The following is a 12986-nucleotide window of genomic DNA, read 5'->3' as shown; positions in this document are numbered from 1 at the left end:
AGCCGGTCACACGGTCATCACCCGGGTGGAGGATGGTCAGAACCCGATGGGCTCGCGGATGAGGACCACGGTGCCGCGGCAGGGGAACATCTCCTTGTCGATGATGAGGATCTTGGAGAGCAGGGCGGGGGCGCCGTATGCCACTCGGGCGCGGGAGTCCTCACGCGGGTAGGCGTAGGTCTCGATACGGCGCAGCGCCGTGTCGAGGTCGGGGGCTGCGCCGACGACGCGCATCTCGTCGATCCGTCCTTCTTCGCGCAGGCGCATGAGCGCGGGACGCAGGGTGTCGAAACTGCCGGACGCGTTGATGTCGTCGTCCAGCCCCGACAGGCGCAGTGTCTCGCTGGCGGCGGTGAGGATGCTCTTGCCGGTGGGCAGCAGCCGGTTGACGAGGGCGCGAGCCTCGGCCGCGGTGTCGACGACCTCGACGGTGTGGCCCTTCTCCCGCAGGGCCGCCGCGCGGCGGAGGCAGGAAGGGTGAGGCCCATGGCGAGGGCGTCGATGGTCAGGACGTGAATACCGGGATGGCGATCAGAGCGGAAGAGGCCGCCGGCTCGGACGGCAGGTCCGCGACGGGAAGGCCGCCACTGCTTGAGCGGCCCTCGCTTGGTCGTGATCGCCCGTCAGCGGCGGCGCGGCCTTGTCTAGTCCCCAGGCCTATGAAGGAACCGGCGGGCAGGAGCCGTCACGGCCCGCAGCCGGGAACCGGCGCAAGGCCCGGTGGCCGTCGCCCGATTGGGCCGTCCGGAGCATCGCGAGCAGACCGGCCCGCTGCTCGGCGTCAAGCACCGAGATGATCGGCGCCCCCTCGAACAGCAGCTTCAGCAGGCGTCCCCTGAGCTCCTACCCGGCCTCCGTGAGGACGAGCCGCTTGGCCCTGCGGTCGGCCGGATCCGGCTCCCTGCGCAGGAGGCCGCCGGCTTCGAGCGAGTCGGCGATCGCGGTGACATGGGAAGGCTCACAGTGCCGGTGACCGGCCATCGTCCCCATGCGCTGAGGCTCCTGCAGCTGAATCACCGTGTGAGCCTGCGGCACGGTGAGCCCGACCGCAGCGGTGACCTGCTCGAAATGCGCCCGCAGAGCCGCATCCGCGGCGAACAGCCGCTCCACGATCTCCTGGCCCTCCGGATCCGGCCACTCGATCCGTATGTCCGCCATGGTCCTCACACCCCGGGCATTACTTCGGTGAATGAACTATTCTACGGCGACACGTGGCGTTCAGCCACGCACGGTGGTCAGCTGGTGAGTCTGGCCGCCTGCATGGCGTCGAGCCGCCGCACGAGCAGAGCGGTGACGATCGCCGTCGGCACGGCCAGCGCGTGCAGGGCCAGGGAGGCCCAGGCGCTCGGGGTGAACTCGTACATCTGGCTGACGGTGTCGTCCGGCTGGGGTTCGTGGTGGGTGGTGAGGAGTGTCGTCCACTCGATCCAGAACAGGGGCCAGGTCAGGAAGGTGACCAGCCACAGGGCCCACCAGGTGTGCAGGAGACCGGCCGGGGCTGTCGTGCCGCTGCGTCCAGGGGGGCTGGAGGCGTGCCAGATGTCGTCGGTGATCTGCTTGGGCAGCCACAGGTTGCCGATCGGGATGAACCAGCCGTACACGGCCATGGAGGGGCGGTAGCGCAGCCGGCCGGGCGCGAGCCGTTCGGCGACGGCTCGTACCTGGGAGAACCAGAGCAGCCAGCACGCCGTCAATCCCAGCCCGGCGACGATCTGGGCCACCAGCATGATCTGGCCGACCATCTCGTTGAAATCGCGGATGCCGTCGTAGGTCTCCGCGTCGTACCACCGTCCCGCATCGTCGGCTACATCGAACTGGTTGATCACTATGCTCACGGAGACCAGGGCGAAGAGGGCCAGCAGCACATGGGCGGCGATCCGGTAGCCGGTGGCAGGGAGCAGGGGGTCGCGGCCGCGCATCTGGCGGCGTTCGTCGACCAACAAGGGCTGGGGATCCGCATGGGTGGGCGAGGGTGGCGCCGTCGTTCGGGGGCCGCCGCCGGTCGCGGCGGCCGGGTCGTGCAGGGCGGTCAGCGCCAGGGTCCGGCGCTCGGCGATGACCTGGGTGAGCGCCTCAGGCAGCCACCGCCCATGATCGGGCGAAGCGAGCGCGGTGAGCTGCGTCAGCACCTGCTCCAGGCGGGGCCGGACGGCGGGATCCTTGGCCAGGCAGGCCGTCACCAGGGCGGCCAGCGGGGCGGGCACTCCGTGCAGGTCGGGCTCGGCGTGCACCACGCGGAAGACGACCGCGTGGACGGGCCCCGTTCCGAAGGGGCTGCGGCCGGTCACGGCGAAGGCGAGCACGCAGCCGAGCGAGAACACGTCCGAGGGCGGCCCGACCTGCTGGGCCATGGCCTGTTCGGGGGACATGAACGCGGCGGTGCCCAGCACGGTGGAGGTCTGGGTGTGGCTGGTGGCGTCCAGGGCACGGGCGATGCCGAAGTCGATCAGGCGGGGCCCGTCCTCAGCGAGGATGACGTTGGCGGGTTTGAGGTCGCGGTGCACCATCTCGCAGGCGTGCACCGCGGCGAGTCCTTCGGCCAGCCCGGCTCCCAGCACCGCGGCCGACTCCAGAGGGAGCGGCCCGTGCTCTTCGATGGCCTGTTGCAGGGAGGGGCCGGGGATGTAGGCCGTGGCCAGCCACGGCTGGGCGGCGTCGGTGTCGGCGTCCACGACTTGGGCGGTGTAGAACCCGCCGACCTTACGGGCGGCCTCCACCTCGGAGGCGAAGCGGCGACGGAAGTCCGCGTTGTCGGCCAGTTCGGGACGTACCACCTTGACGGCCACCAGGCGCCCGCCAGGGGAACGGCCCAGGAACACCTGCCCCATCCCGCCCCCGCCGAGACGTGCGTGCAGCCGATAGGGGCCCATGTGGGGCGAGTCGCCGTCGCGCAGGGGGTTGGCCATGGCACCGCTTCCGTGTCGAGTTCCTTGCCGGCTGGTGTTGATCATCCCAAAAGGTGCGCTTGTTGGAGGAGTTCTGGCACCTGTAACCGCCCGCCACGGCCATGACCAGGCCCTGCTGGGCCAGCACGCGCAGGCCATCGCGGAGCACCGACACGAAGAAGCGGCACTCCGCCTTCGCCAGGAGGGCAGTGCGGCAGGCGTACGACAACATCCACCGGCGGCCCGAGTCGACCAACGAGGACTCGCGAGAGATCAACGCGGGTTGGGCTCTTTGCCGTGCCTCTTCCCCCGTAGCGCCAGAGTTCGGTCCGCTCCTCCCCGAAGGCCGAGGCGAGGACTCTCTCGCGTTAGAACATCGGTTCAGCCCAGATGTACTCCCAGGAATCGACATGGACGTCGCGCACCCAAACCGCCTTCGAAGAGCTGTTGCGCAGAATCTCTTCGGCCTGCTCGGCGGTCACCGGCTCGGCGTCGGTGGCCGGCAGGTCCCCGTCGGTCACGGTGTACTCGCGCCGGCCGCCCGGGATCCTGTCCTGCGCCTCCCGCAGCTGCTCGATCATCTGCGGCACACCTGCCGCCACGATCCGGGCGGCCGGGCTGAGCTCGGGGTCGCCGAACACAGGCGGGTGCAGGGACAGAGGGGAACGAGCTCGGCGAGGTAGCCCATACCTCGGCGACGCACCTCCGGCAGCCGCCTTCCGACAGATCCCGGACGAACGCCGACTGGCGGCCGGCCGAAGTTGGTGAAGACGGCGATCAGCGGGCGGCGTCCTGCCCGTCGTCGAGCGCGATCGGGCCCGCCGGCCGCCCCACGTACGGCGCGAGTACGGCCAGCAGCTCCTGCATGGCCGGCGCGTCGCCACGCCGGGCGCTGAGCACCGGCGTGGCGACGTCCTGTCCCGTTGACACGTGGTCCATCAGAGATCGCGCAGGAACGGGACCAGCGTCCGGGTCAGCTCGTTGCGGTCGGGCGCGGCGAACAGCGGGTCCAGGTGGTTCATCCTCTTGTCGCCCGCGTAGGTGGCGCGGGGGATCCTGGAGTGCTCGACCACCCAGCGGGCCGCGGTCAGCTGGGTGCCCTTGTCGAGCCCGGTCTCGAAGGCGTACAGCGGCACGTTCACCTCGCGGGTGTGCCACAGCCGCAGGCCGAGCAGCTTGGCCGACTCGGTGTCGGCGTAGGGGTCGACGGCGTCCAGGTCGATGCTGAGCCGCTTGGGCCAGTACCACTCGAACGTGGACGGCTTCGGCCCTGCCATCGCCTCGGCGACCCGGTTGAGCGGGGTCATCCCGTCGTCGATCCAGTCGCCGTCCTCGCCCAGCCTCCCGGACACCACCGCCAGCGCGGGAGACGTGCCCGGGGCCGCCTGGACCAGCCAGCCGAGCAGTCCCGCGTTCGTCACCGGGCGGGGCGGGCGCAGCTTCTCGGGGAGCCTGCCGGCCAGCGCCGACGGCTCGTGCGGGGCGCGGTGGGCGTACCAGGCGACGAGCTGGTACCAGATGGCCGCCGACTCCGGCTTGGCGCCCAGCCCGGTGCCCAGTGACAGGCCGCTCTCGAACGGCTCGCTCTTGTCCAGCTCGGCCAGGCGGGCCTTGATCTCCTCCGGCGAGTTGTGTATTTCGCCGCCCTCTCCCGCGAACGCACCGTGCACGCCGCCGTCGATCAGCACCAGCCCGTCCAGGTCCTTGTAGCCGGGCCTGCCGTGGAAGTCCCACGCGGCGTAGGCCAGGGCGGTCGTCGCGCCCCACGAGTGCCCACCGAGCACGACCTGCCGTCTGCCGTGATCGGAGGCCTTCAGCACCACGTCGCGCAGATCGTCCAGCGTCTGGCGGAGCCCTATCTGCTTGGTCTCACTCGGGCGCTTGTAGCCCCGGTCAAGGTAGTACGTGGCGGGGTCCTCGGTACGGAAACCGGTGAGGTCGGCCAGCGCTGCCTCCCTGCGGTCGACCGCCCACACCTGTGTGCCGGGCGTACCGGCCGCCAGGTCCCTGGCCAGTTCGCGGAACCCGTTGGCCGCGCCGTACCAGCCCGAGACCAGCACCACCACCTTCTTGGCGTTGGGGTCACCGACCTTCAGCACGTGCGTGTCATCGATGGAGATGTACGGCTCGGCTGTGCTTGCGGCGTGGGCCTCCGATGCGCCGCCGAACACCAGCAGCCCGGCTACGGCGGCGGCAAGCAGTTTCTTGTTCATCCAGAAACCTCCCTTTTGTCGCCAGGAAGGAGCGCCCGCGACTCTCGGAGGTTCCTGTGATTCAGCCCACAGACCTTCTGGTCGATGCGGCATGCCCGCCTGTCCGTCCAGCCGTTGGGAAATCTGGAGCGCCCATGACCGGCGATTCATCACTCCGCTCCTGGGCAGACCGCATGCTCTGATCAGATGGAGAGGAGAAACGTCGTGAACGGCGAGATGCATCAGGATCGGATGACTCGGCGGTTGTGGCCCGGTGGCCCGGAGGTGGGCGCGGTCGGGCTCGGCTGCATGGGGATGACGTGGGCATACGGTGACTCCCCCGACGCCGAGGACCCCCGTACCGTCATCGGGCGGGCGCTGGACCTGGGCGTGAACTTCCTCGACACCGCCGACGTGTACGGACCCTTCACCAACGAGGAGACCGTCGGCAGGGCCATCGCCGGACGGCGGGAGGAGGTCGTGCTCGCCACCAAGGGCGGCAACGTCGCGCGGACCACCGAGAACGGCGCGCCCGCCCTGCCCGTGCCGGACGGAAGGCCCGAGCATCTGCGCGCGGCCGTCGACGCCTCGCTCCGGCGGCTGGGCGTGGACCATGTCGACCTGTACTACCTGCACCGCCCTGACCCCGAGGTGCCGGTCGAGGAGAGTGTCGGCGCCCTGGCCGAGATGGTGGCCGCGGGCAAGGCGCTGGCCGTGGGGGTCTCGGAGTTCAGCCTGGAACAGCTCGACCGGGCGCAGGCCGTCCACCCGATCAAGGCCGTGCAGTCGGAGCTGTCCCTGTGGACGAGAGACCACCTGTCCACGTCGCTGGAGTGGTGCGCCCGCCACGACGCCGCCTTTGTCGCCTACTCCCCGCTCGGCCGCGGTTTCCTGACCGGCCGCTTCCGTGAGGCCGGCTTCTCCCCGGACGACTACCGCTCCCGCAACCCCCGCTTCCAGGAGGAGAACCTGAAGGCCAACCTGGTCATCGTGGACGCGGTCGAGCGGATCGCCGCACGGCACCAGGCCACCGCGGCCCAGGTCGCCCTCGCCTGGACGCTCGCCCAGGGAGAGCGCGTCGTCCCGATTCCGGGGAGCCGGCGTCGCTCACGCGTGGAGGAGAACGCCGCCGCGGCACACCTCAGACTCACCCCGGAAGACCTCGCGGATCTGGACGCGTTGCCCGCACCGGCCGGCAGCCGGTACTGACACGCCGACTCCAGGAGGGGCGGGCCAGAAGTCCCGACAATCGCCCGCAATACAGAGTAGTCGGGCGTTGTGGGGCAGGGCATCTCGTACCGGAGCGGTGGGTGACGTGGATGTGGGTTGGGATGCCGCCGTATGGCACGGACATGTACGTCTACAAGTCGCCCTCGGTTCTCAGGGGGCTTCGCAGACGCTCGCCGGTGGCCGGAGCGCTGTGGAGGCGCCGGAAATCCACATCACGCCCGAGTGTCTGCGAGACTCCGGAAACCATGAAGATCTTGTGGATCGTCTGCGTCCTGGTCCTGGCGGGCTGCACGGCAGCTCCAGCGCGCACCGTGCCGAGGACTCCGGCGGCGAGCACGCCCCCCGTCGCGTCGCCCGAAGAGAGCGACCTGGACGACGAGGAGGGGACCTCTGACGACAGCGCCACCACGGTGCTCGACGTGGCGGTGGCGGGCCCGGAGGCGGCCTGGGCGGTCGGCTATGCCGTAAGCGCGGAGGACGAGCCGTCCGTCGGCGTGCTCCTGCGGATGGACCGCGACGGGTGGCGTGTCGACCAGCGTCTGCACGAGCGATTCCCCGACGCGATCGACTCCATCGTGTCGGGTGTGGACGCCGACGGACCGAACCAGGTCTGGGCAGTCGGTGACACCGGCGACCTCGACGAGGATTCCGAGGAGGTGCGGCTCCCCTACGCCCTGCGCTGGGACGGCCGGCGTTGGAGGACGTTCGGACCTGCCCAGCTCCCGAAGGTCGGCGCGCTGGCCGACGTCGCCGTGGACGGTTCGCGGGCGTTCCTGATCGGCAGGCGCGGGAAGGGCAAGAGGTCCGTCCCCCTCCTTGTGACCTGGAACGGCAGGCGTTTCGGCAAGCAGGAAGCCCCGCGCGGAGGCACATTCCACGCCGTGGACGCGGGAGCCGGGCAGGTCTGGATCGCGGGCAGCTCCTCCAGCGGGCGATGCGCTGATTCGCGCCCGGCGATCTGGCACAGTGCGACTCCCGGCAGTGCGCCGGTGGAGATGCGGCTGCCCGCGCTGGGCCAGGGCATGCTCCGGCACATCTGGCAGAACCGGCCGTCCGACGTGTGGGCCGTGGGTGAGCGCGGCACCTCGGGGGACTGTGACGAGTACGGCACAGGCGAACCACTGATCCTGCACTGGAACGGAAGCTCCTGGACGCAGGTCGAACCGCCCAGGTGGAAGGGCTCGCTGTACGGCGTCGCCGCCGTCGGCGAGGACGACGTGTGGGTGATGGGTTACGAGGAGGACGTGACGTCCGAAGTCACGTTGCTGCACTACGACGGGCGGCGGTGGAAGCGCAAGGCCGGGTACACCGAAGGCGGCTCGAACGTCTCCGGCCTCGCCCGGGTCGACGCCAACCTGCTGCTGGCCACCGGGGACCGCTGAGCCGACCGTTCTCTCCGAGTGAGACGGCTTCCCGATCGGCCCCATCGACGGATGTTCACGAGGGGCGTTGGCCCGGGGGGTACGAGGGGGTTGGGATGATCGCTTCCCAACGCCCCTGGCTACCGGACTGCCTCATGATCTCGGCTCTTGGGCCGGTCGTCGTTGTCCTTTCAGGGGCCTTCGAACTTGGTTCGTCCTGGTTGGGGCGCGTGGAGTGGGTGCTTGGGAAGGCTCGGGTGGTGTCAGGCCGCTGGCGGAGCGCGGTGAACACGCTGTCAGGCATGGCGAAGCCGGCGGTTGGGCCGCATTGACGGCTTCGGGCGGTGGATGTGGCGCCCTTGGTCGAGGAAGTGGTCGTTGGCGACGGTGACGAGCAGCGCGACCAGGATGGCCTGGGCGGCGCGTCCGTGGGCGAGCCGGTTCATGGGGTCGCGGAGGCCAAGATCGTGTCCCTTGATCCTGCCGTTGAGGCCCTCGGTGTTGGCCCGGACTTGTAGGTTCCGATCCAGGCAGGACTGAGGCAGGCCAGGTCCTGGCGGAGTTTGTCGAGGTGGCCGAGGTCGTCCTTGCGGACGGTGATGGTGTGTTGGTGGCAGATTCTCGGCAGTTCGCCAGTCTTCGGGTCGGGCTGCGAGGAAGGACGCGGGGTTTGGCCGTCGGGTGAGCGCCTCGTTGCCGGGTGTGGGTGAGGTCGACCGCCGTGGGCCGGCTGGGTCCGCGCTGGCGGAAGCGGTCGAAGCGGGGCAGGTGACCGACCGGGGAAATGCCTGCTCTGCGGCCCAGGGCGATCCGCGAACGGGCGGGAGGCGGGGTCATCCCTTGGGCGTTGGGCCTTCGAGCGATACGGGTGTCCAATCAGCGGTGCGGACCAGTTCCCTCAGCCCGACGCTTGCCGGCAGGAGCCGCATCGTGGCGTTGCGCGCCATGATGACCAGCCTGTTCTCCAGCTGTGCTCCCATCCGCCCGACCCGGCGGGCGTTCCGCGCGACGGCCTGGGTCCGCGGTCGCCGCGCGTGATCGTAGCGGGCGAGCGCGGAGGCCGGATCGGGTCCGGCTCTCAGCTCGGCGGCAAGGACGACGGCGTCCTCGAGCGCCATGCCGGCCCCCTGCCCGAGGTGTGGCTGCATCGCGTGGGCCGCGTCCCCGATCAGGACCGTCCTGCCGCGGACATAGCTCGGCAGCGGGGCGACCAGGTCGAAGATGTCGTGGCGCAGCACGGCCTCGGGCGGCGTGGCCGCGAGCACGGCCGGTATGGGATCATGCCAGGAGCCGAATCGCGCCCGTACTTCTCCGCGTTCATCGGCGTACCGCGTGCCCCGTGACGCATTGGCCAGGGCGTGCCACTCTATCCGTCCGCCGCTCAGCGATGAGAAGCCGAACTCCATGCCACGGCCCCAGGTCTGATCGATGCCCTGCGGGGCTTGGACAGATTCGCTCGTCACGCCCCGCCAGACGGTCGCACCGCTGTAGGCCGTGCCGGAATGCTCCGGCCACACCTGTGACCGCACCCAGCTGTTCAGCCCGTCGGCTCCGATGACGATGTCCGCGTCGAGTACGGCGTCGCCGTCCGAGGTGGTGAAGTGGACGCGGGCTCCCGTACCGTCCCGCTCCAGCGCTCTGATCAGCGCGCCCGGCACCAGGGCGTCGGACGGCAGGGCCTGGGCCAGCACGTTGTGCAGCTCGGGACGGAGAAACGAGTAGACCGCCGTCCCCAGTCGGTCCTCGATGGCGGCGCCATCCATGGGTGTCAGCAGCCGGCCTGATGGGGCGGAGATCCTGCCGCCGGACTGACGGTGCCCGACGTCGCGTACGGCAGCGCCCATTCCCAGCGTGTCGAGCGCACGCAATCCGTTGGCCAGCAGCGAGATGCCCGCCCCGATCGCCCCGAACACGGGAGCCCTCTCCAGTACCGTGACCCGCCATCCGATGCGCCGCAGCCCGACGGCGGCGGCCAGCCCCGCGATGCCGCCACCGACGACGATCGCCGATCTCTCGTCCATGACACTCCCTTCTACATTTGTAGAAGAGGATACTACGCATGTAGAAGGGAGAGGGAGAGCAAGAGATGACGGAGCACCGGGATCGCCGCGCCGTACTGGCCGACGCGGCCATCGAGCTGGTGGCCGCGCGCGGGATACGCGGGCTCACCCATCGCGCGGTCGACGCCCAGGCAGAGATGCCCCCCGGCACCACCTCGGCCTACTACCGGACGTGGAAAGCCCTGCTCACCGGGCTGGTCCGGCGACTCGCCGACCTGGACAGGGCCGACCTGGAACGCCGCGCCCTGGCAGCGGAAGGACCACTCCTGGGGGAGCCGCAGAACATTCCCGTGACCGCGGACGGGGTGAACCGTCTGGCCGAGGCCACGGCCGCGGTCATCGACCATTGGCTCAGCGCGGGCCGCACCCGCACACTCGCTCGCCACGTCTGTGCTCTTGAGTCCGCCCATGACCCCGAATTGCGTGAACTGCTGGCCCCGCACAACGACGCCGCGCGAGCATCGGCGAGCGCGTTCCTGGCTCGTGCCGGAGTTCGGGACGCCGACCGCCGTGGTCGCGACTACGTCGCATGCATCAACGGACTGATCCTCGACCGCCTCGTCGGCGTGGGAGCGTCCATCGCGCCAATCCCCGGCACCCAGGAGAGCAGAGACGAACTCCACCAGAGCATCCGCTCGCTGCTGGAGGCCATGATCCGGCCTGAGGGCAGCCGATAGGCGGGAGCCGTCCCCGACCTGATCGAGGACGTGCAAGCCCAGGTCTACGAGGTGCGCCGCGTCCACCTGCGGCTCGATCGGCCGGACCCGGAGCTCGGCCGGTGCCGCTCGATCGTGCGGCCGCTCCACTCGTACTGTACGACCCAGCGAGCGCGGAGATTCCGTGCTGTCCGCCGCCACGCTGCTGTTCGCCGGGCCTGACGATGCGCCTGAGACCGGGGTGGGCGAAGTCGAGGAAACGCCCGGCGGCATTCCTCGTGATCCTCCGCACGGAACACGCCGACCTCAGCGCCGCAGCCTTCAACCACACCTACGCCCGGGGGCGCTCCAGCGGGCCGCGAGCTGGTGCCGGCAATGGGAACACGCGAGGGGTGCATGTAGCAGGTCACCGAGCAAGAGAGCTTCGTCATGTACGTCGTGGACAGCCTCTCAAGACCTGCAGGTAATGGTCATTTCTGCGAGAGCTCCCCACTCGGGTGCACGACGCGACGGCTCGGCGGACGCGACACCTCAGGCTCGCCGGATGCGGGGCACCGGCCTGTCGCAGGAGGGCGGGCGGCCAGTTGGCGGAGAAGCGGGCTCGTCCCTCAGCAGGAGGCAGGCCACGTGAGGGCTGCTCATAGTTGACGGCATGACGCGCAGATCCTTACGGCGGCCCCTGCCCCGCGCCCTCACCGCGGGGGCCCTCGCCATCGCCCTGGTCGCGACCTCCGGATTCACGCCCGCGAGCGCCACCCCGATCATCGACGTCCCGCTGCTCGACGACTATGACGCCGAATCGCTGGCGAACCTTCCCGCCGTCGGCGGTCTGGAGTACCTGGAGCAGCGATACGCGCCGACCGACACCTGCTCACCGGTCGGCACCGGGCCCGGCGGACCGCTGTTCTGGGGGGACGACAAACCCAACCAGTTCCGTCAGGGCATCCCACGACCGGGGCAGAGAGTCGTGAAGATCGTCATCATGGGCGACTCGTACATGTCCGGAGAGGGGGCGGGAGACTACTTCAACAGGCGCGGCTTCCTGCCCGAGCCCATGCGCTTCCTGCCAGGGCCCAACGGTGGACGCGTCCCGGCCGAAGGGCACACCACGGCCGACTACGAGACCGACTTCCGTCACCGTTCGGCCAACGCCGCGGTCCTGCAGGCCATCGACCAGCTGCGCCGCGCCAACCCCGAGGTGTTCTTCGACGTCCGATTCAACGCCTCTTCCGGCGCCGCCTCCGAGCACTTCTTCGTCGGACAGAACGACCACGGCCGCGTCAATCCGCCGCAGAACGAGGGACTGGACGAGGCCACCGACCTGGTGATCTCCGGCTTCGGCGGCAACGACGCCGACTTCGGGCCCAGGCTGGCGGCCGTACTCGAGAAGGGGGACGCCTTCAGCGGCATCGAGGCGCGGAACGCGCCCCTGTTGAACACCACCCGAACCTCGGCACAGGAATGGGCCGACTCGGAACCGCCACGTCCACCGTTCGTCCGCCCGCTGACGCAACCGTCTACCCTGTCGGCTCGGCTGGTGCAGCTTGTGCGAGCGATGCGCGCCGCCACCAGCGGCAAGGCCAGGATCATGATGGTCAACTATCCCCAGGGGGCCGCAGACGGCCTCCTGCCGTTGGGACTCATGGGATGGCTGGTACGGAAGTATGACCACAAGTCGTACTGGGAGAAACTCCGCGCTCTGTCACCGCAGGTGACCGCTTCCATCAAAAAGGCGCAGCAGGTCCTGGCCGACCACGGAATCGCCGCCGACATGCTGGACATCGAGAACGCCTTCACCGGCCACGAGCTGGGGACCAAGGCGCCCTACATCCGCAATGTCAACTTCACCCTCGGCGCGGGAGGTGACACCTTCAACAGCAGACAGCAGACAGGGCATCCCAACAAGCAAGGGCAGAAGGTACTGGCGGGCCACTACGCCCTGATGATCGCGGGTGAGCTCGGGCTGCGCCTCAAGGCATCCGACGGGGCGCCTCCACCGGCCAGGGCGGCGCAGCCGTGCGACCCCGACCGCAGTGACCGTCACTACCTGCCCGCCACGGCCACCCAGGGCGGCGGGTCGACCGGCGGCACCGGCGGCGGGGGAGGCGGCACCAGCACCCCCAACGTGGGCCCGCGTTCGACCATGACCTACGTCAACATCGACCCGCCGCTGTCCCAGCCCACGAATCCCGGCCCCCGTCCCACCCCCGCCAACCCGCAACCCTCCCCCGGGACGCCGGACCCGGCGACCCCTCGATGGACCATCTATCCGGTCGACACCGTCCAGCCCACCACACCGGCCATCTCCTTCGACCTGACCCAGCCGCTGCCCTACCTGTGGCCTGTTGGCGGTGGGTCGAGCCCTTACCGCGACGTCTTCGAGGTGAAGATCAACGCCGCCCAGCTCATGCAGTGAGGATCACCACCGACCGGATCCGCACCTGCTGAAGACCCACCCGCCCTGACCAAGGGCACCCCCTGTTGAGTGCCCTCGGAGACAATCGCCGCGCTGCGCTCGGCCGACGCCGCCGCGGTGGCGTCGCTGGTCACCGGATGCGCGCCGGCGAACTGAAGAGTCTCAAGGACGGGCGGGTGGAACGCA

The 12986-nt window shown here is 69.9% G+C and carries 12 protein-coding genes; 4 read left to right on the top strand and 8 right to left on the bottom strand.

Annotated elements, in window-relative coordinates:
* Window positions 1–36 precede the first annotated feature (36 nt).
* From ACNF49_RS29405 to ACNF49_RS29380, 6 genes are all read right to left on the bottom strand, one after another.
* Window positions 37–267 (bottom strand): hypothetical protein, encoded by a 231-nt coding sequence (locus ACNF49_RS29405; protein WP_482939492.1) that lies wholly within the window; start codon window positions 265–267, stop codon window positions 37–39.
* 576 nt (window positions 268–843) lie between these two features.
* Window positions 844–1158, bottom strand: a complete 315-nt coding sequence (locus ACNF49_RS29400; protein WP_482939491.1) for a MarR family winged helix-turn-helix transcriptional regulator — start codon at window positions 1156–1158, stop codon at window positions 844–846.
* A gap of 77 nt (window positions 1159–1235) precedes the next feature.
* Complete coding sequence (locus ACNF49_RS29395) at window positions 1236–2906, bottom strand: protein kinase domain-containing protein (RefSeq protein WP_482939490.1); 1671 nt, start codon at window positions 2904–2906, stop codon at window positions 1236–1238.
* Window positions 2907–3253: 347 nt separating this feature from the next.
* Window positions 3254–3466, bottom strand: a complete 213-nt coding sequence (locus ACNF49_RS29390) for a hypothetical protein (protein ID WP_482939489.1) — start codon at window positions 3464–3466, stop codon at window positions 3254–3256.
* 196 nt (window positions 3467–3662) lie between these two features.
* Window positions 3663–3815, bottom strand: coding sequence for a hypothetical protein (locus tag ACNF49_RS29385; protein WP_482939488.1), 153 nt, complete (start codon window positions 3813–3815; stop codon window positions 3663–3665).
* 8 nt (window positions 3816–3823) lie between these two features.
* Complete coding sequence (locus ACNF49_RS29380; protein ID WP_482939487.1) at window positions 3824–5098, bottom strand: alpha/beta hydrolase; 1275 nt, start codon at window positions 5096–5098, stop codon at window positions 3824–3826.
* Between the two features lie 231 nt (window positions 5099–5329).
* Between ACNF49_RS29380 and ACNF49_RS29375 the strand changes: the two genes are divergently transcribed.
* On the top strand, window positions 5330–6286 hold the full coding sequence (locus ACNF49_RS29375; protein ID WP_482939486.1) for an aldo/keto reductase: 957 nt from the start codon (window positions 5330–5332) through the stop codon (window positions 6284–6286).
* A gap of 266 nt (window positions 6287–6552) precedes the next feature.
* On the top strand, window positions 6553–7689 hold the full coding sequence (locus ACNF49_RS29370; protein ID WP_482939485.1) for a hypothetical protein: 1137 nt from the start codon (window positions 6553–6555) through the stop codon (window positions 7687–7689).
* Window positions 7690–7964: 275 nt separating this feature from the next.
* On the opposite strand, the gene ACNF49_RS29365 is transcribed toward ACNF49_RS29370, so the two are convergent.
* A complete protein-coding gene (locus ACNF49_RS29365; RefSeq protein ID WP_482939484.1) occupies window positions 7965–8114 on the bottom strand; it encodes a hypothetical protein in 150 nt (49 codons plus the stop codon).
* Between the two features lie 387 nt (window positions 8115–8501).
* Window positions 8502–9689 (bottom strand): FAD-dependent monooxygenase, encoded by a 1188-nt coding sequence (locus tag ACNF49_RS29360; RefSeq protein WP_482939483.1) that lies wholly within the window; start codon window positions 9687–9689, stop codon window positions 8502–8504.
* Between the two features lie 65 nt (window positions 9690–9754).
* Here ACNF49_RS29360 and ACNF49_RS29355 point away from each other — a divergent pair, with 65 nt between their 5' ends.
* Together ACNF49_RS29355 and ACNF49_RS29350 are read left to right on the top strand one after the other, a co-directional pair.
* A complete protein-coding gene (locus ACNF49_RS29355; RefSeq protein ID WP_357987546.1) occupies window positions 9755–10405 on the top strand; it encodes a TetR/AcrR family transcriptional regulator in 651 nt (216 codons plus the stop codon).
* A gap of 631 nt (window positions 10406–11036) precedes the next feature.
* Window positions 11037–12800 carry an SGNH/GDSL hydrolase family protein gene (locus tag ACNF49_RS29350; protein ID WP_482939482.1) on the top strand — a complete coding sequence of 588 codons (1764 nt, stop codon included), beginning with the start codon at window positions 11037–11039 and terminating at the stop codon, window positions 12798–12800.
* Window positions 12801–12986: the final 186 nt, after the last annotated feature.

It is taken from the genome of Actinomadura sp. ATCC 39365 (assembly GCF_054392275.1).
Note: the sequence above shows the minus strand (reverse complement) of the source record. Positions and strands in the feature narration are given on the sequence as shown.